Origin of the sequence: Pseudomonas anuradhapurensis (assembly GCF_014269225.2) — a bacterium.
Classification (GTDB): Bacteria; Pseudomonadota; Gammaproteobacteria; order Pseudomonadales; family Pseudomonadaceae; genus Aquipseudomonas; species Aquipseudomonas anuradhapurensis.
The window spans coordinates 1,308,519-1,326,682 of sequence record NZ_CP077097.1; the positions used below are offsets into that span (position 1 = coordinate 1,308,519).

Annotated in this window: 19 protein-coding genes; 16 read left to right on the top strand and 3 right to left on the bottom strand. The window is 63.6% G+C overall.

Annotated elements, in window-relative coordinates:
• The first annotated feature begins 2 nt into the window (after window positions 1-2).
• The 4 genes from kdsA (at window position 3) to ispD (ending at window position 3,444) form a co-directional block, all read left to right on the top strand.
• Window positions 3-848 carry a 3-deoxy-8-phosphooctulonate synthase gene (kdsA, locus tag HU763_RS05925; RefSeq protein ID WP_170028661.1) on the top strand — a complete coding sequence of 282 codons (846 nt, stop codon included), beginning with the start codon at window positions 3-5 and terminating at the stop codon, window positions 846-848.
• A 152-nt stretch (window positions 849-1,000) separates the two neighbouring features.
• Window positions 1,001-2,290 (top strand): phosphopyruvate hydratase, encoded by a 1,290-nt coding sequence (eno, locus tag HU763_RS05930; protein WP_186689823.1) that lies wholly within the window; start codon window positions 1,001-1,003, stop codon window positions 2,288-2,290.
• 168 nt (window positions 2,291-2,458) lie between these two features.
• Window positions 2,459-2,740, top strand: coding sequence for a cell division protein FtsB (gene ftsB / locus HU763_RS05935; protein ID WP_004375443.1), 282 nt, complete (start codon window positions 2,459-2,461; stop codon window positions 2,738-2,740).
• A complete protein-coding gene (ispD, locus tag HU763_RS05940; RefSeq protein WP_186689821.1) occupies window positions 2,737-3,444 on the top strand; it encodes a 2-C-methyl-D-erythritol 4-phosphate cytidylyltransferase in 708 nt (235 codons plus the stop codon). Before ftsB ends, ispD begins: the two co-directional genes overlap by 4 nt.
• A gap of 131 nt (window positions 3,445-3,575) precedes the next feature.
• On the opposite strand, the gene HU763_RS05945 is transcribed toward ispD, so the two are convergent.
• Window positions 3,576-4,472, bottom strand: a complete 897-nt coding sequence (locus tag HU763_RS05945) for a LysR substrate-binding domain-containing protein (RefSeq protein WP_170028664.1) — start codon at window positions 4,470-4,472, stop codon at window positions 3,576-3,578.
• A 107-nt stretch (window positions 4,473-4,579) separates the two neighbouring features.
• Between HU763_RS05945 and HU763_RS05950 the strand changes: the two genes are divergently transcribed.
• The 8 genes from HU763_RS05950 to rpoS all read left to right on the top strand — a co-directional run bounded on the left by HU763_RS05950 (window position 4,580) and on the right by rpoS (window position 11,841).
• Window positions 4,580-5,692: an S-(hydroxymethyl)glutathione dehydrogenase/class III alcohol dehydrogenase gene (locus tag HU763_RS05950; RefSeq protein ID WP_016712915.1), complete on the top strand. Its 1,113-nt coding sequence runs from the start codon at window positions 4,580-4,582 to the stop codon at window positions 5,690-5,692.
• 8 nt (window positions 5,693-5,700) lie between these two features.
• Window positions 5,701-6,555: an S-formylglutathione hydrolase gene (fghA, locus tag HU763_RS05955; RefSeq protein WP_186689819.1), complete on the top strand. Its 855-nt coding sequence runs from the start codon at window positions 5,701-5,703 to the stop codon at window positions 6,553-6,555.
• 153 nt (window positions 6,556-6,708) lie between these two features.
• Window positions 6,709-7,182, top strand: a complete 474-nt coding sequence (ispF, locus tag HU763_RS05960) for a 2-C-methyl-D-erythritol 2,4-cyclodiphosphate synthase (RefSeq protein ID WP_186689817.1) — start codon at window positions 6,709-6,711, stop codon at window positions 7,180-7,182.
• Complete coding sequence (gene truD / locus HU763_RS05965) at window positions 7,179-8,237, top strand: tRNA pseudouridine(13) synthase TruD (protein ID WP_186689815.1); 1,059 nt, start codon at window positions 7,179-7,181, stop codon at window positions 8,235-8,237. The genes ispF and truD overlap by 4 nt, the downstream gene beginning before the upstream one ends.
• On the top strand, window positions 8,225-8,974 hold the full coding sequence (gene surE / locus HU763_RS05970; protein ID WP_170028668.1) for a 5'/3'-nucleotidase SurE: 750 nt from the start codon (window positions 8,225-8,227) through the stop codon (window positions 8,972-8,974). The genes truD and surE overlap by 13 nt, the downstream gene beginning before the upstream one ends.
• 35 nt (window positions 8,975-9,009) lie before the next feature.
• Window positions 9,010-9,648: a protein-L-isoaspartate(D-aspartate) O-methyltransferase gene (locus tag HU763_RS05975; RefSeq protein ID WP_186689852.1), complete on the top strand. Its 639-nt coding sequence runs from the start codon at window positions 9,010-9,012 to the stop codon at window positions 9,646-9,648.
• A gap of 219 nt (window positions 9,649-9,867) precedes the next feature.
• Entirely contained in the window at window positions 9,868-10,725 is an 858-nt protein-coding gene (locus tag HU763_RS05980) for a peptidoglycan DD-metalloendopeptidase family protein (RefSeq protein ID WP_170034072.1), read from the top strand.
• A 108-nt stretch (window positions 10,726-10,833) separates the two neighbouring features.
• The gene (gene rpoS / locus HU763_RS05985; protein WP_170028669.1) at window positions 10,834-11,841 is read left to right on the top strand and encodes an RNA polymerase sigma factor RpoS; all 1,008 of its coding nucleotides are present in this window, start codon (window positions 10,834-10,836) and stop codon (window positions 11,839-11,841) included.
• Between the two features lie 512 nt (window positions 11,842-12,353).
• On the opposite strand, the gene fdxA is transcribed toward rpoS, so the two are convergent.
• Together fdxA and mutS are read right to left on the bottom strand one after the other, a co-directional pair.
• A complete protein-coding gene (gene fdxA, locus HU763_RS05990; protein ID WP_186689813.1) occupies window positions 12,354-12,680 on the bottom strand; it encodes a ferredoxin FdxA in 327 nt (108 codons plus the stop codon).
• A 140-nt stretch (window positions 12,681-12,820) separates the two neighbouring features.
• Window positions 12,821-15,394, bottom strand: coding sequence for a DNA mismatch repair protein MutS (gene mutS / locus HU763_RS05995; protein ID WP_186689811.1), 2,574 nt, complete (start codon window positions 15,392-15,394; stop codon window positions 12,821-12,823).
• Window positions 15,395-15,534: 140 nt separating this feature from the next.
• On the opposite strand from mutS, the gene HU763_RS06000 reads away from it, so the two are divergent.
• From HU763_RS06000 to HU763_RS06015, 4 genes are all read left to right on the top strand, one after another.
• Entirely contained in the window at window positions 15,535-16,281 is a 747-nt protein-coding gene (locus HU763_RS06000) for a LexA family transcriptional regulator (protein WP_170028672.1), read from the top strand.
• 474 nt (window positions 16,282-16,755) lie between these two features.
• Complete coding sequence (locus HU763_RS06005; RefSeq protein WP_170028673.1) at window positions 16,756-17,094, top strand: phage holin family protein; 339 nt, start codon at window positions 16,756-16,758, stop codon at window positions 17,092-17,094.
• Between the two features lie 12 nt (window positions 17,095-17,106).
• The gene (locus HU763_RS06010; RefSeq protein WP_186679167.1) at window positions 17,107-17,604 is read left to right on the top strand and encodes a hypothetical protein; all 498 of its coding nucleotides are present in this window, start codon (window positions 17,107-17,109) and stop codon (window positions 17,602-17,604) included.
• Window positions 17,601-18,161, top strand: a complete 561-nt coding sequence (locus HU763_RS06015) for a phage baseplate assembly protein V (protein ID WP_170028675.1) — start codon at window positions 17,601-17,603, stop codon at window positions 18,159-18,161. The genes HU763_RS06010 and HU763_RS06015 overlap by 4 nt, the downstream gene beginning before the upstream one ends.
• Window positions 18,162-18,164: the final 3 nt, after the last annotated feature.

The following is an 18,164-nucleotide window of genomic DNA, read 5'->3' on the forward strand; positions in this document are numbered from 1 at the left end:
CAATGACCCAGAAGATCATTCGCGTCGGTAACATCGAGATCGCCAACGACAAGCCGTTCGTCCTGTTCGGCGGCATGAACGTCCTGGAGTCCCGTGACCTGGCAATGAAGGTCTGCGAAGAGTACGTGCGGGTCACCGAGAAGCTCGGTATCCCGTACGTGTTCAAGGCCAGCTTCGACAAGGCCAACCGTTCGTCGGTAACCTCCTACCGCGGCCCGGGCATGGAAGAAGGCTTGAAGATCTTCGAAGAGATCAAGCGCACCTTCAACGTGCCGGTCATCACCGACGTGCACGAGCCCTACCAGGCCGAGCCGGTGGCCAAGGTGTGCGACATCATCCAGCTGCCGGCCTTCCTGTCGCGGCAGACCGACCTGGTTGTGGCCATGGCCCGCACCGGCGCGGTCATCAACATCAAGAAGGCGCAGTTCCTCGCACCCCAGGAGATGAAACACATCCTGACCAAGTGCGAAGAAGCCGGTAACGACCAGCTGATCCTCTGCGAGCGTGGTTCGAGCTTCGGCTACAACAACCTGGTGGTGGACATGCTCGGCTTCGGCATCATGAAGCAGTTCGAGTACCCGGTGTTCTTCGATGTGACCCACGCCCTGCAGATGCCCGGTGGTCGTGCCGACTCCGCCGGCGGCCGTCGCGCCCAGGTCACCGACCTGGCCAAGGCCGGCATGAGCCAGGGCCTGGCCGGCCTGTTCCTCGAAGCCCACCCCGATCCGGACAACGCCAAGTGCGATGGTCCTTGCGCCCTGCGCCTGGACAAACTGGAGCCGTTCCTGGCCCAGCTCAAGCAACTGGATGACCTGGTGAAAAGTTTTCCGACGGTAGAAACCGCGTAAAGCTCGATTCTCGGGTAAAGTACCGTCCGATCCACCCCTGACCACTCGGTCAGGGGTTCCCTTCACGGGGCCTGCCCACTGCAAGTCCGCCCGGTGAACGGCAAGATTTCCCAAGCTAAGTTGTTTTCGTCAATTCTGGAGTGCTTACAACAATGGCAAAAATCGTCGACATCAAAGGTCGTGAAGTTCTCGATTCGCGTGGCAACCCCACCGTAGAAGCCGATGTACTGCTCGACAACGGCATCATCGGTAGCGCTTGCGCGCCGTCCGGTGCTTCCACTGGCTCGCGCGAAGCGCTGGAGCTGCGTGATGGCGACAAGAGCCGTTACCTGGGCAAGGGCGTGCTGAAGGCCGTCGCCAACATCAACGGCCCGATCCGTGACCTGCTGCTGGGCAAGGACCCTGCCGACCAGAAGGCCCTGGACCGCGCCATGATCGAACTGGACGGTACCGAGAACAAGGCCAAGCTGGGCGCCAACGCCATCCTGGCCGTTTCCCTGGCTGCCGCCAAGGCTGCTGCCCAGGACCTGGACCTGCCGCTGTACGCGCACATCGCCAACCTGAACGGCACCCCGGGCCAGTACTCGATGCCGGTGCCGATGATGAACATCATCAACGGCGGCGAGCACGCCGACAACAACGTCGACATCCAGGAGTTCATGGTTCAGCCGGTTGGCGCCAAGACCTTCTCCGACGGCCTGCGCATGGGTACCGAAATCTTCCACCACCTCAAAGCCGTGCTGAAGGCCCGTGGCCTGAACACCGCCGTGGGTGACGAAGGTGGTTTCGCCCCTAACCTGGCTTCCAACGAAGACGCCCTGGGCGCCATCGCCGAAGCGGTCGAGAAAGCCGGCTACAAGCTCGGCACCGACGTGACCCTGGCCCTGGACTGCGCGGCTTCGGAATTCTACGAAGACGGCAAGTACAACCTGTCCGGTGAAGGCAAGTCGTTCGACGCCGAAGGCTTCGCCGAGTACCTGAAAGGCCTGACCGAGCGCTTCCCGATCATCTCGATCGAAGACGGCTTGGACGAGTCCGACTGGGCTGGCTGGAAGATCCTCACCGAGAAGATCGGCGCCAAGGTGCAACTGGTGGGCGACGACCTGTTCGTGACCAACACCAAGATCCTCAAGGAAGGCATCGAGAAGGGCATCGGTAACTCGATCCTGATCAAGTTCAACCAGATCGGCTCGCTGACCGAAACCCTGGAAGCCATCCAGATGGCCAAGGCTGCTGGCTACACCGCGGTGATTTCGCACCGTTCCGGTGAAACCGAAGACTCGACCATCGCCGACCTGGCGGTAGGTACTGCTGCTGGCCAGATCAAGACCGGCTCGCTGTGCCGTTCCGACCGCGTTTCCAAGTACAACCAACTGCTGCGTATCGAAGAGCAACTGGGTGCCAAGGCGGTTTACCGTGGTCGTGCCGAGTTTCGCGGCTAAGCAAGAGATGGTAAAAAGACAGCAGCCGGAGTTGTAGGGGCTTTCATAGTGAAATTCCTACGTTCCAACGGGTTTCTGTCGACGAAGCCTGGCCTCGGCCAGGCTTCGTGCTATTCGAGACCCCGAGTTGAACATTCTGCGACGGTCTTTTTTAACCTGGATACCTAGATGCGCAGTCCTTATTGGTTGTTTCTTGTCCTGCTCCTGCTGCTGGGTGGCCTGCAGTACCGCCTGTGGGTGGGTAATGGCAGCCTGGCGCAAGTGACCGAGCTGAAGCAGCAGATCGCCGAGCAGCATGCCGAGAACGAGCGCCTGCTTGAGCGAAACCGCGTGCTCGACGCCGAAGTGCTGGAGCTGAAAAAAGGCATGGAGACCGTTGAAGAACGGGCTCGCCACGAATTGGGAATGGTCAAAGAGGGCGAAACTCTCTTCCAGTTGCCACAGAAATGATCGATACGTTACCGGCCTTCTGGGCCGTTATTCCTGCTGCGGGCGTCGGTGCCCGCATGGCTGCCGACCGCCCCAAGCAGTATCTGGAGCTGGCTGGGCAGACCATCCTCGAGCACAGCCTCGACTGTTTTCTTGGCCACCCTACGCTCACCGGCGTGGTGGTCAGTATTGCCGAACACGACCCCTACTGGCCGACCCTGCGCTGCGCCAGCGACCCGCGTATCCGTCGCGCGGCGGGTGGCCGTGAGCGTGCCGACTCGGTACTCAATGCCTTGCTGATGCTGCATGCCGAGGGGGCTGCGGACAGCGACTGGGTGCTGGTGCACGATGCCGCTCGGCCAAACCTGGCGCGCAGCGACCTGGACAAACTGTTGTCGGAGCTGGCGGACGACCCGGTAGGCGGCCTGCTGGCGGTGCCAGCGCGCGATACCCTCAAGCGGGCCGATGCCAACGGGCGGGTCAGTGCCACTGTTGACCGCAGTACCATCTGGCAGGCCTACACGCCACAGATGTTCCGCCTGGGCGCGCTGCACCGGGCGCTGGCCGAGTGCCTGGTGTCGGATGTGCTGGTGACCGACGAGGCCTCGGCCATCGAATGGTCCGGCCAGGCGCCAAGGCTGGTGGAAGGGCGCAGTGACAACATCAAGGTGACCCGCCCGGAAGACCTCGAGTGGTTGCGCCAGCGCTGGGCCGGGCGGCGCTGAAGCTTTAATCCAGCACCGGCCTCTTCGCGGGCTTGCCCGCTCCCACAGGTACAGCGCCAGCCTGAAGGTATGCGCAGTACCTGTGGGAGCGGGCAAGCCCGCGAAGCGGCCAGTACAGGCAGCGCATTCCTTCAGCCGAGACGATACTCCGGCAACCCCGCCAACCCTTCCTTCAGGTAGTCCACCAACCGCCGCACTTTCGGCGACAGGTGCCGCTGCTGCGGATACAGCGCCCACACTGCCGTGTTCGGCGGCTGGTGCGCTTCCAGCAATGACACCAGGGCACCACTGTTCAGGTGCTCCAGCACGTAGTAATCCGGCAACTGGCACAAGCCCATGCCCTGCAACGCCGCATCCAGCACGGCCTGCCCGCTGTTGCAGCGCCAGTTGCCCTGCACCCGCTGGCTGATTTCGCGGCCATCCTGCTGCAGCGCCCACAGGTCCGAACTGCCCACCAGGCAGTTGTGCCGTGCCAGCTCCGACAGGCTGTGAGGCCGCCCATAACGTTCCAGGTAGGCCGGCGAGGCGCACAGGTACATGCGCCGTGGCGCCAGGCGGGTGGCCACCAGCCGTGAGTCGGCCAGCCGGCCCAGGCGGATGGCCAGGTCCATGCCTTCGTGGACCAGGTCGAGGGTGTGGTTGCTCAGTTCCACGTCCACCCGCAATTGCGGGTACTGCGCCATGAACCGGGTCACCAGCGGCACGATGAAGCGCTCGCCATAGGCCACCGCGCAGGTCATGCGCAACAAGCCCTTGGGCTCGCTGGCCAGGTCACCCATGGCGCGCAGGGCTTCCTCGCGGCCATCCTGCAGGCGCTGGCAGTGCTGCAGAAAGGTCTGCCCGGCCTCGCTCAGGGTCACCCGCCGGGTACTGCGGTACAGCAAGCGCGTCTGCAGGCGTTCTTCCAGCCGGGCAATCTGCCGGCTGACATGCGACGAAGAAACCCCCAGGCGTTCGGCGGCCGCCGTGAACTGGCCGGTTTCTGCCACGGCGACGAATTCGTCGATGCCTTCCCAGCGGCTGCTCATGGATTATCCCTGTACGGCAATAATGTTTTGTCTTGGCCCGGATTATTCCTCAAATGGCGGTGAATTACACTGCCAGACTGAATCGACCCTCTGTCTGGAGACCTTTGATGATCAAGTCCCGTGCTGCCGTAGCCTTCGAAGCCAAGAAACCCCTGGAAATCGTCGAAGTCGACGTGGCCATGCCCAAGGCCGGCGAAGTGCTGCTGCGGGTAGTCGCCAGCGGTGTCTGCCACACCGATGCCTACACCCTGTCCGGCGCTGACCCAGAAGGTATCTTCCCGTCGATCCTGGGCCACGAAGGTGGCGCGATCGTCGAGGCGGTAGGCGAAGGCGTGACGTCGGTCGCCGTCGGTGACCACGTCATCCCGCTGTACACCCCGGAATGCGGCAAGTGCAAATTCTGTCTCTCGGGCAAGACCAACCTGTGCCAGGCCATTCGCGCCACCCAGGGCAAGGGCCTGATGCCGGATGGCACCACGCGTTTCTCCTACAAAGGCCAGCAGCTGTTCCACTATATGGGCACCTCGACCTTCTCCGAGTACACCGTGCTGCCGGAAATTTCCGTGGCCAAGATCCAGAAAGAAGCGCCACTGGAAAAGGTCTGCCTGCTCGGTTGCGGCGTCACCACCGGTATCGGCGCGGTGCTCAATACCGCCAAGGTCAAGCCGGGTGACACCGTGGCCATCTTCGGCCTGGGCGGTATCGGCCTGTCGGCCGTGATCGGCGCGGTGAAGGCGAAGGCCTCGCGGATCATCGCCATCGACATCAACCCGGCCAAGTTCGAGATCGCCCGCCAGCTGGGGGCCACCGACTGCATCAACCCGAAAGACTACGACCGCCCGATCCAGGAAGTGATTGTCGACCTCACCGACGGCGGCGTGGACTTCTCCTTCGAGTGCATCGGCAACGTGCAGCTCATGCGTGCGGCGCTGGAATGCTGCCACAAGGGTTGGGGCGAGTCGGTGATCATCGGTGTGGCCGGTGCCGGCCAGGAAATCGCCACCCGTCCGTTCCAGCTGGTCACCGGTCGCGTCTGGCGCGGTTCGGCGTTCGGTGGCGTACGTGGCCGCAGCGAACTGCCAAGCTACGTGGAGATGTCCGAGAAGGGCGAGATCCCGCTGGACACCTTCATCACCCACACCATGGGCCTGGAAGACATCAACAAGGCCTTCGACCTGATGCACGAAGGCAAGAGCATCCGTAGCGTGATCCACTTCTGAGGTGCGCCATGAGCCTGGATAACATCTCCTGCCAGAAGAGCTTCGGCGGCTGGCACAAGCGTTACCGGCATCACTCCAGGGTGCTGGGCTGTGACATGGTGTTCGCCGTGTACCTGCCACCGCAGGCCGAGCAGGGCGAGAAGCTGCCGGTGCTGTACTGGCTCAGCGGCCTCACCTGCACCGACGAGAACTTCATGCAGAAGGCCGGCGCCCAGCGCCTGGCCGCCGAGCTGGGGTTGATCATCGTCGCGCCGGATACCAGCCCGCGTGGCGAGCAGGTGCCGGGCGATCCTGACGGTGCCTGGGATTTCGGCCTGGGGGCCGGCTTCTACCTCAACGCCACCCAGCAACCCTGGGCGCAGCACTACCGCATGCACGACTACGTAGTAGAGGAACTGCCGGCACTGATCGAGGCGCACTTCCCGGCATCGGCCGAGCGCAGCATCAGCGGCCATTCCATGGGCGGGCATGGCGCGCTGGTGTGCGCCTTGCGCAACCCGGGGCGGTACCGCTCGGTGTCGGCGTTCTCGCCAATCAGCAACCCGATGGATTGCCCATGGGGCGAGAAAGCCTTCAGCCGTTACCTGGGTGAAGACCGCGCGCGCTGGCGCGAATGGGACGCCAGCGTGCTGCTGGCCGAGACCCCGGCGGGCGAGTGCCCGCCGCTGCTGGTCGACCAGGGGGACCGGGACGACTTCCTCGACAAGCAGCTCAAGCCCGAGGCACTGGAGCAGGCGGCACGCAAAGGCGGGCATGAACTGACCCTGCGCCTGCAGCCGGGTTATGACCATAGCTACTACTTCATTGCCAGCTTCATCGAGGAGCACCTGCGTCATCATGCGGTGGCCTTGGGGCGGGTATAGGGACTGACGTAGCTTTTTCAGCGCCTGTGAAATCGAGCGCCGCCCGCGCGGCGCTCGATCTCATCGGCGCAGACCATGCTGTGCCGATCACCCCAGCCCCAATCCCTCAAAAGCAGGTAGAATCACGCCCTGACTCATTCAGGGCGTTTTTCTATGCGTATTGGCCACGGCTTCGATGTGCACCGTTTCTGCGACGGTGATTTCATTACCCTGGGCGGGGTGCGTATCCCCCACAAATACGGCCTCCTGGCCCACTCCGATGGCGACGTGCTGCTGCACGCCCTGAGCGATGCCTTGCTGGGCGCGGCAGCGCTGGGTGACATCGGCAAACACTTCCCCGACACCGACCCGCAGTACAAGGGCGCCGATAGCCGCGCGCTGCTGCGCCATGTGGTCGGCATTGTCCTGGGCAAAGGCTGGAAGGTCGGCAATATCGACGCCACCATCGTCGCCCAGGCGCCAAAGATGGCCCCACACATCGAGACCATGCGCCAGCGCATCGCCGAAGACCTGCAGGTCGAACTCGACCAGGTCAACGTCAAGGCCACCACCACGGAAAAACTGGGCTTCACCGGCCGCGAGGAGGGTATCGCCGTGCATGCGGTTGCCCTGCTGCTGCCAGCATGACCGAACAGGAACTGCTGGGCCCGCGTGCATCGGGCGAACCCTTGGGCAGCGCTGTACTCAAGGCGGTGGCCGAAGATTTCCAGGTCGACGAAGTGCTGGACATTCCGTTGTCGGGGCAGGGCGAGCACTTGTGGTTGTGGGTCGAAAAGCGTGACCTGAACACCGAAGAAGCCGCCCGCCGCCTGGCGCGCGCTGCCGGCGTGCCGGTGCGCAGCATCAGCTATGCCGGGCTCAAGGACCGCCAGGCGCTGACCCGCCAGTGGTTCAGCCTGCACCTGCCAGGCAAGGCCGACCCGGACCTGTCGCGTGCCGAGGATGCCAGCCTGCGTGTGCTCAAGCAGGTGCGCCACCAGCGCAAGCTGCAGCGTGGCGCGCATTCGGCCAACGGCTTCACCCTGCGCCTGACCGCTCTTGCTGCCGACCACCAGGCGGTGAACGCGCGCCTGGAACAGCTCAAGCAGCACGGCGTACCCAACTATTTCGGCACCCAGCGCTTCGGCCATGCTGGCGGCAATGTCCACGACGCCCTCGACTGGGCCGCGCGCAAGGCCTTGCCCGAACAGCGCAACGTGCGCTCGCGGCTGCTGTCGGCCGGGCGCAGCTACCTGTTCAACCAGCTGTTGGCCGCCCGTGTCGCCGATGGCACCTGGGCACGGGCGCAGGTGGGCGACCTGCTGGCGTTCACCGACAGCCGCAGTTTCTTCCCGGCGGGGGAGGCCGAATGTGCCGACCCGCGCCTGGCGATCCTGGACCTGCACCCGACCGGCCCGCTGTGGGGCGCGGGCGATTCGCCAGCCGGCGCAGCCACCGGGCAGCTGGAAAACGCCATCGGCGCGCGCCAGCCGGCACTGTGCCAGTGGTTGGCCCAGGCGGGCATGGATCACGAACGGCGCATTCTGCGGCTCCCTATTGGCGGCCTGACGTGGCATTATCCCGAGCCTGATATCCTGCAACTGGAATTCGTCCTTCCGGCCGGATGCTTCGCCACCGTGGTGGTGCGCGAAGTCGTGGATCTGGTGTCGGCAGGGCAGACGGACAGCCCATGCGTATTCTGATTTCGAACGACGACGGTGTTACCGCACCCGGCATCGCCGCGCTGCACGCTGCGCTGGCGGATTACGCCGAGTGCACGGTGATCGCCCCGGATCAAGACAAGAGCGGCGCCAGCAGTTCGCTGACGCTGGACCGGCCACTGCACCCGCAGACCTTGGCCAATGGCTTCATCAGCCTCAACGGCACGCCGACCGACTGCGTGCACCTGGGGCTCAATGGGCTGTTGCCGCAGGCGCCGGACATGGTCGTGTCGGGGATCAACCTGGGTGCCAACCTGGGTGACGACGTGCTCTATTCGGGCACGGTTGCCGCCGCCCTGGAAGGCCGCTTCCTCGGTGGGACCTCGCTGGCATTCTCGCTGCTGTCGCGCCAGCCGGACAACCTGCCGACCGCCGCCCATATCGCCCGCCGCCTGGTCGAGGCGCAGTCGCGCCTGGCCTTGCCGCCGCGCACCGTGCTCAACGTCAACATCCCCAACCTGCCGCTGGAACACATTCGTGGCATCCAGCTCACCCGCCTCGGTCACCGGGCGCGGGCGGCGGCGCCGACCAAGGTGGTCAACCCGCGCGGCAAGGAAGGCTACTGGATCGCCGTGGCCGGGGATGCCGAGGACGGTGGCCCGGGCACCGATTTCCACGCCGTGATGCAAGGCTACGTGTCGATCACCCCGCTGCAGCTCGACCGCACCTTCAGTGATGCCTTCGAGCAGCTCGATGGTTGGCTGGAGGGCCTGCTCTGATGCGCGAGGACGATATGCTGCGGCGTGGCATCGGCATGACTTCCCAGCGGACCCGGGAGCGCTTGATCCAGCGCCTGTGCGAAGAGGGCGTCTCCAACAGCAAGGTGCTCGACGTGATCCGTCGCACCCCGCGCCACCTGTTCGTCGACGAGGCACTGGCGCATCGGGCCTACGAAGACACCGCACTGCCGATCGGCCATAACCAGACCATTTCCCAGCCGTTCATGGTCGCCCACATGAGTGAGCTGCTGCTCGAGGCCGGGCCACTGGACAAGGTGCTGGAGATCGGCACTGGCTCGGGCTACCAGACGGCGATCCTGGCCCAGCTGGTCGAGCGGGTGTTCTCGGTGGAGCGCATCAAGGTCTTGCAGGACCGGGCCAAGGAGCGCCTGGTGGAACTGAACCTGCGCAACGTGGTTTTTCGCTGGGGCGACGGTTGCGAGGGCTGGCCGGCGCTGGCGCCGTACAACGGCATCATCGTCACTGCCGTGGCGCCAGAAGTCCCGCAGGCACTGCTCGACCAGCTGGCGCCGGGCGGGCGCATGGTCATCCCGGTGGGGCTGGCCGGCGAAACGCAGCAACTGATGCTGATCGTGCGCGAGGAGCATGGCTTCTCCCGCCGCGTGCTGGGGGCCGTGCGCTTCGTGCCGCTGCTCAACGGCCCGCTGGCCTGAGCGCTGCGGGCACGCGCCAGCGGTATTTTTGCGCTGCTGGCGAATTCCTGTTGCTTCGCCCTGTCTATCTGGCGGGGTGAAGCGCTGGCGCACAGTTTGCGCCGTAGCGTTGCAGCAGTCATACAACCTGCCTGCCAAGAGCGGCCGGCTTGGTTATAATTGCAACATTATTGCATTTCTTGTCTTCATATCGTTTTCGGCACCATGAGGGGAGCGCGGGTGGGTCACACAGTCATTCGGCAGCGCAAGGACGGGTCGGGTTTCACGCTTCTGGTGATTGCACTGGCCATGAGTACGCTACTGGTGGGTTGTTCGAGCACCAGCAGCAACAGCGCGCGGGTGGTCGACCGCAACAACACCGTACCCAAGCGCCCAGCGGTTACTTCCGGGCAGTACATCGTCAAGCCGGGCGATACGCTGTTCTCCATCGCCTTCCGCTATGGCTGGGACTACAAGGAGCTGGCCGCACGTAACGGCATCGCGGCGCCTTACACCATTCGCCCGGGGCAAGCGATTCGTTTCAGCAGCGGTGCGTCCGGCAGTACCACGGTGGTATCCAGCCCCTCGTCGTCAAGCAAGACCACGGTCATCCGGCGGCCTGCCGGCAGCACCGCCACGGCACCTGCCAGCCCTGGCAAACCGGCCGCGCCGGCAGCCTCCAGCAGCGCCCCGGTGGTTGCCAGCGTGCCCGCCGCGGAGCGCGCGGTGGGCGGTTGGACCTGGCCAGCCAATGGCGTGCTGATTGGAAAATTCGCTTCAAACGGTAGTTTGAATAAAGGCATTGATATCGCCGGTGATTTGGGACAGCCTGTTTTTGCTGCGTCTGATGGTGCAGTGGTCTACGCCGGGAGTGGGCTGCGGGGCTACGGCGAGCTGATCATCATCAAGCACAGCGACACCTACGTCAGTGCCTACGGTCATAACCGCAGGCTGTTGGTTCGGGAGGGGCAGCAGGTCAAGGCAGGGCAGTCGATTGCTGAAATGGGGTCCACGGGCACAGATCGGGTGAAGCTGCATTTCGAGATTCGCCGCCAGGGCAAACCCGTCGATCCGCTCCAGTTCCTGCCACGTCGTTGACTGTTGTACCTGGCCTGTTCCGCTGATGTAGAGGGGACAGGCTCCAGCGCTGCCAGGGAGAAAGGTGCCGCTCGAGTCTGAGTTCGAACTCAGCAAAGGACTATAACAATGGCTCTCAGTAAAGAAGTGCCGGAGTTTGACATCGACGATGACGTCCTCCTGATGGAGACGGGTATCGTTTTGGAAACGGATGTGGTGTCAGACGAACCTGCTGTATCTTCGGTTCGGACGAGGGCCAAATCGGGCTCTTCGCTCAAGCAACACAAGTACATCGATTACAGTCGGGCGCTCGATGCCACCCAGCTGTATCTCAACGAGATCGGATTCTCACCTCTGCTTTCGCCGGAAGAGGAAGTGCACTTTGCGCGCCTGTCGCAAAAGGGCGACCCTGCCGGCCGCAAGCGCATGATCGAAAGCAACCTGCGCCTGGTTGTCAAAATCGCCCGTCGTTACGTGAACCGTGGCCTGTCGCTGCTCGACCTGATCGAGGAGGGCAACCTTGGTCTGATTCGTGCGGTCGAGAAGTTCGACCCGGAACGCGGTTTCCGTTTCTCGACCTATGCGACCTGGTGGATTCGCCAGACCATCGAACGGGCGATCATGAACCAGACCCGCACCATTCGCCTGCCGATCCACGTGGTCAAGGAACTGAACGTTTACCTGCGCGCTGCCCGCGAACTGACGCAGAAGCTTGACCACGAGCCGTCGCCGGAAGAAATCGCCACGCTGCTGGAAAAGCCGGTCGGCGAGGTCAAGCGCATGCTGGGCCTGAACGAGCGGGTGTCTTCGGTGGATGTGTCGCTTGGCCCGGACTCGGACAAGACCCTGCTCGATACCCTGACCGACGACCGCCCGACCGACCCGTGCGAGCTGTTGCAGGATGACGACCTGTCGCAGAGCATCGACCAGTGGCTGGGCGAGCTGACTGACAAGCAGCGTGAGGTGGTCGTGCGGCGCTTTGGCCTGCGTGGGCATGAAAGCAGCACGCTCGAGGATGTCGGCCTGGAAATCGGCCTGACCCGTGAACGGGTGCGGCAGATCCAGGTAGAAGGGCTCAAGCGCCTGCGCGAGATCCTTGAGAAGAACGGGCTGTCCAGTGAGTCGCTATTCCAATAGTAGCGAATGCCTGCAGCATGAAACGCCTCGATGACCTCGGGGCGTTTTTGTTTGTTTGCGCCGTGGCGCCAGGCGTCGACAGGCCGCACGGGTTCGAGGCCCGTAACATTATGTACAGCGCTACCCTGTTAACAGTGCGTGTAAGCCTTTGCTTACTTCTTTTGTAAGCCTTCTACGTAGCTGTAGGTAAATCATTGTCGCACCCAAAAAACGTAAATTCCCAACTCATTGAAATAGCTGGTTTATTTAGGCGTTAGGAATTGTGTCACTGGCAACACTCTGTGAGATTTCGCAGTTGCCGGCCCGGCTCAAGCCGCTAGTATTCGAACTGTGCACAGGGACATGCACAGGTTTTCAGGATGAAGGCCAAGGACATCGCAAGAAGCGATTTCATCAGGATGATGTCAGGGACAAGCAGGGACTACGGAAAAAAATGTGGGCGGGTCAAACCGCCCCTTTTTTTGCCTGCGGAAAAGCAAAAAAGGCCCCGAGGGGCCTTTTTCGTGTCGGCGCTATCCGCGCTCGAGGTGTTCGATCTTGCCGGTCTTGCCATCCCACTCTTCAGCGTCTGGCAGAGCGTCCTTACGCTCGGTGATGTTCGGCCAGATGTCCGCCAGTTCGGCGTTCAGCTCGATGAAGTTTTCCATGCCCGCTGGCACTTCGTCTTCCGAGAAAATGGCTTGTGCCGGGCATTCCGGTTCGCACAGGGCGCAGTCGATGCACTCGTCCGGGTGAATGACCAGGAAGTTCGGGCCTTCGTAGAAGCAGTCCACCGGACAGACTTCCACGCAGTCGGTGTATTTGCATTTGATGCAGTTGTCGGTGACGACGAAGGTCATTTCTAGTTCTCTCCTCAGGCGACGGCGGCGGCCCTTCCTCTCAGGGCCGCGCGGTTTACAGGCATATGGCTGCAGGCCAGGCTAATAACCTGCAGCACCAGCAAACCGCGGCGGATTCTACCAGCTTGTAGTGGGCGCCGTTATAACAGGTTCTTTAGTTGATATAGCGTTTCGATAGCTTGACGCGGGGTCATGTCGTCCAGTTGCAGCTTGCCCAGCTTCTCGATGGCCGGGTGTGGCAGGCTGGCGAACAGGTCGCTCTGGTGCGGTACCTGTGGCACATCCTTGGCCTTGTGGGCCGGCGGTTGTTCATGCGGCAGGCTGGTGGTTTCCAGGCGTGCCAGGTGTTCGCGGGCACGCTGGATGACCGCCGTCGGTACGCCTGCCAGCTGGGCCACGGCCAGGCCGTAGCTTTGGCTGGCCGGGCCGGGCAGCACATGGTGCAGGAACACGATGCGTTCATTGTGCTCGGTGGCGTTCAGGTGCACGTTGGCCACCAGCGGCTCGCTTTCGGGCAGCACGGTGAGCTCGAAGTAGTGCGTGGCGAACAGCGTGTAGGCACGCAGCTGGGCCAGCCGCTCGGCGGCAGCCCAGGCCAGCGACAGGCCGTCGAAGGTACTGGTGCCGCGGCCCACTTCGTCCATCAGCACCAGGCTGCGGTCGGTCGCGTTGTGCAGGATGTTGGCGGTTTCGCTCATTTCGACCATGAAGGTCGAGCGCCCGCCGGCCAGGTCGTCGCTGGAACCGATACGGGTGAAGATGCGGTCGACCAGCGACAGTTCGCAACTGGCCGCTGGCACGAAGCTGCCGATATGCGCCAGCAGCACGATCAGGGCGGTCTGGCGCATGTAGGTGGACTTACCGCCCATGTTCGGGCCGGTAATGATCAGCATGCGCGTGTTGTCGTCCAGGCCCAGGTCGTTGGCCACGAACGGCGTGGTCAGTACCTGTTCCACCACCGGGTGGCGGCCTTGCTCGATGCGCAGGCACGGCTCGTCGACGAAGCGCGGGCAGTTCAGGTCCAGGTTCAGCGCACGTTCGGCCAGGTTGCTGAGCACGTCCAGTTCAGCCAGTGCGGCGGCGCTGTCCTGCAGCGGCGCCAGGTGGCTGATCAGGGTTTCCAGCAAGCCGTCGTAGAGCATCTTCTCGCGGGCCAGCGCGCGGCTTTTGGCCGACAGCGCCTTGTCCTCGAACGCCTTCAGCTCCGGGGTGATGAAGCGCTCGGCACCCTTGAGGGTCTGGCGGCGGATATAGTCGCCTGGCGCCTGCTCCGCCTGTTTGGTCGGCAGCTCGATGAAATAGCCGTGCACGCGGTTGTAGCCGACCTTGAGGTTGGCCAGGCCGGTGCGGGCCTTTTCCCGGGCTTCCAGGTCGATCAGGAACTGGCCGGCGTTCTCGCTGATCGCCAGCAACTCGTCCAGCTCGTTGTCATAGCCGGGCTTGAGCACGCCGCCATCGCGGATTACCGCCGGTGGGTTGTCGATGATCGCCCGCTCCAGCAGGCTGGCCAGCTCCGGGTAGGTACCGGTAATGGCGGCCAGGCGCGCCAGGTGCGGCGCCTCCAGCTCGGCCATGGCGTTCTGCAGCTCGGGCAGCGCACCCAGCGCATCGCGCAGGCGTGCCAGGTCGCGTGGGCGGGCGTTGCGCAGGCCGATACGGGCGAGGATCCGCTCGATATCGCCAATTTCCTTGAGTTGCGGCTGCAGCTTCTCGAAGCGGTAGCCGTCGAGCAGGCAACGGATCGAGTCCTGGCGGGCCTGCAGCACCTTGAGGTCGCGCAACGGGCGGTTCAGCCAGCGGCTCAGCAGGCGGCTGGCCATGGCGGTCTGGCAGCGGTCGATGACCGACTGCAGGGTGTTGTCACGCCCGCCAGCGAGGTTGATGTCCAGCTCCAGGTTGCGGCGGCTGGCGCCGTCGAGGATGACCGTGTCGTCCAGCCGTTCGTGGCGCAGGCTGCGCAGGTGCGGCAGGGCAGTGCGCTGGGTTTCCTTGGCGTAGATCAACAGGCAGCCGGCGGCGCCGATGGCCAGGGTCAGCTTGTCGCAGCCAAAGCCCTTGAGGTCCTTGGTCGCGAATTGTTGGCACAGGGCTTTGCGCGCCGAGTCGCGGTCGAAGTCCCACGGCGCGCGGCGACGGGCGCCTGGGCGCTTTTCGGCCGGCAGGTCGCGTGGCCAGTCGTCGGGGATCAGCAGCTCGACCGGGTTGAGGCGCTCGAGCTCGGCCAGCAGGTTTTCCCAGCCCTTGATCTCCTGCACGCTGAAGTTGCCGCTGGTGATGTCCAGCACGGCCAGGCCGAACAGGCGTTCGTCACCCAGCAGCGCGGCAATCAGGTTGTCGCGGCGTTCGTCGAGCAGGGCCTCGTCACTGACCGTGCCGGGGGTGATGATGCGCACCACCTGGCGTTCCACCGGGCCCTTGCTGGTGGCCGGGTCGCCAATCTGCTCGCAGATCACCACCGATTCGCCGAGCTTGACCAGCTTGGCCAGGTAGCCCTCCAGCGAATGGAACGGAATCCCGCACATGGGGATCGACTGGCCGGCCGACTGACCGCGCGCGGTCAGGGTGATGTCCAGCAGTTTCGCAGCCTTTTTCGCGTCTTCGTAGAAGATTTCGTAGAAGTCGCCCATGCGGTAGAACATCAGCTGGTCCGGGTGCTGGTTCTTCAGCTTCCAGTACTGCTGCATCATCGGGGTGTGTGCGGAAAGATCGGACATTCAGGGCCTTACAGCGGGTGATCTGGTTGGCGTTGGTGAAACCGGCAATGGTACAGGCTTTTTCGAGCAGATGCAGGCGCGCCGCTGCATGCATCATCGCGCCGCGGCGCGCATTGCATTTCCTGGCGCATGCCTGCATTATGCATGCTATGCAAAAACGCAACGTAGCCTCCGTACTCAGAGAACTCCTCGACCGCCACGGCCTGTCCCCGACGGAGCTGTACCGGCGCACGGGGGTTCCTCAATCCACCTTGTCGCGGATTCTCGGCGGCAAGATCGTCGACCCCTCCGACAAACATGTGTCGAAGATCGCCGAGTACTTCGGCGTGAGCACCGAGCAATTGCGTGGCCGCGCCGCGCTTGGCGAGTCTCGCGAGGCCGCGCTGCCGGCCCACGGCCATGTCGACCTCAGCGACATCAGCCTGTGGGACGATGAAACCCCCGTCGAGGATGACGAGGTGTCGGTACCTTTCCTTCGCGAGGTCGAATTGGCAGCAGGATCAGGAAGATTCGTCATTGAAGAAAGCGAGCACGCGCGCCTGCGCTTCGGCAAGCGCAGCCTGCGCCACAACGGCGTGCAGTTCGACCAGGCCAAGTGCGTGACCGTGCGCGGCAACAGCATGTTGCCGGTGCTGCGTGACGGCGCGACGGTCGGGGTGAATACCGGCAAGTGCTCGATTGGCGACATCATCGATGGCGACCTCTATGCCATCAATCACAACGGCCAGTTGCGGGTGAAGCAGGTCTATCGCCTGCCTACCGGTATCCGCCTGCGCAGTTTCAACCGCGACGAACACCCCGACGAGGACTACAGCTTCCAGCAGATGCAGGACGAGCAGATCAGCTTGCTCGGGCATGTATTCTGGTGGGGCATGTACGCTCGCTGACAACCCCGCGTTGGCAAAACCCGCTTCGGCGGGTTTTTTTTCGCCTTTGGAAAAGTCCTACAAGCCAGGAGGTGCACGGCCTGCATGCATTTCAGCAAAACTTACGCATAGAAATTTTCAGAAATGCATTGACTGCATATGCGCAAATGCATAGCCTGTGTCTCAAGCCGGATGTAAACCGGTTGTTACACAGGCAGCGATGGACAGGCCTCAACTGTCCAGAGGGTTGGCAACTGGCCCGGGTGTGCAGCGTAAAGCACCACGATCAGTTATCCGGCGGGCAGGTGGCCGCGGTCGGAGTCATCAATCAGCAGCGGAACCGCGCGGCGTCACCAGTCGTGGCCGGCGGTTCGCCAACGCATTACTGAAAAGCCTGGCGAGCCGGGCTTTTTGGAATGCCGAGGTGTTCAAGGCAAAGCATCCATAACCGACCTGTTGGCCTGCGCCAACAGGCATTACACAGGAGACAGGACAGTGACGAACGAGCAACAGGCGTTACTCGAGATGCCGCTCTGGCTGGTAATCGTCCTGGCATTGCTGGGCGGTCTGAGCGGCGAAATGTGGCGGGCCGACAAGGCCGGCGCCACGGGTTGGTCGCTGCTGCGACGGCTGCTGTTGCGCTCCGGGGCCTGCATGGCCTGCGGTGTGTCGACGGTGATGCTGTTGTATGCCGGCGGCCTGTCGATCTGGGCGGCCAGTGCATTGGGCTGCATGACAGCGGTAGGCGGCGCCGATGTTGCCATGCGCCTTTATGAACGCTGGGCGACCCGGCGTCTGGGCCTGCGCGACAGCACACAGCGCGACGAGCGTTAAGGAGGAATACGCATGAGCGAACTGGCCACTTTACATGGCGCAGTGACGGCAACCATCCGTGAGGCAATGCCGGAGTTGGCATCGGTAGATGCCTATACCGCCGTAGGAAATGTCCCCGAACGGCCTTCTCTGCGTCACGGCATCGTCCGCATGACGGCGGATGCCGCCCCGCGGGACGGCCGCTCGGTGTTGATTGCCACCTTCGAGGCGGATATCACCGCCGACAGCGCCAACCCAGAAGCGCGGCTGCAGGGCAGCCTGCTGGCCGCGCAACTGATGGACCTGCTGCGCCAGCAGCATTGGGCGCTGGATTTCGTCGAAGCCAGCCGCAACCTGCAGGCGCAGTTCCAGGGCAACGCCTGGACCGTGCGCTGGGACCAGCCGGTGCTGCTCGGCGAGCCGCGCTGGAACTGGCCGGACCAGCCGCCCGGGAGCCTGGCATTGGGCTTCGCACCCGATATCGGCCTGGGTAACGAAGCGCACTATGTGGCCCCGGAGGATCTGTCATGAGCTACGTCAGCGCCATGCATGACCGCATGCTGGCGTGCATGGTGATTCCCTGCCGGGTGGTCGCCCTGGACCTTGCCGCGGCGCGGGTGCGGGTGTCCGACGGCAGCGGCTGGACCAGCGCCTGGCTGCGCTGGCACGCCCAGGCGGCCGGCCAGGCCAGGCACTGGCGGGCACCCAGCCTGGGCGAGCAGGGCGTGCTGCTCAGCCCCAGTGGCGAGCCGGCCCAGGGCACCTTCCTGCCCGGCCTGTATGGCAATGCCGGTGGCGCAGCGGACAACCGCGGGCACACCGAGGTCTGGCGTTTCGCCGACGGCGGTTCGCTCAGCTACGACTGGCAGGCCAGCCACTACGACATCCAGCTACCGGCAGGCAGCGCGACCATCAAGGTTGGCGCCGCCACGCTGCAGGTCAGTGACGGTGCGATCAGCCTGCAAGCCGCCGCGATCAACCTTTCCGGCAACGTCACGGTCGATGGCCCGCTGCAGGTCAGCGGCGATATCAACGGCGGCGGGCGGATCATCGACACCGCCGGCAACACGGCCAACCACAAACACTGAATC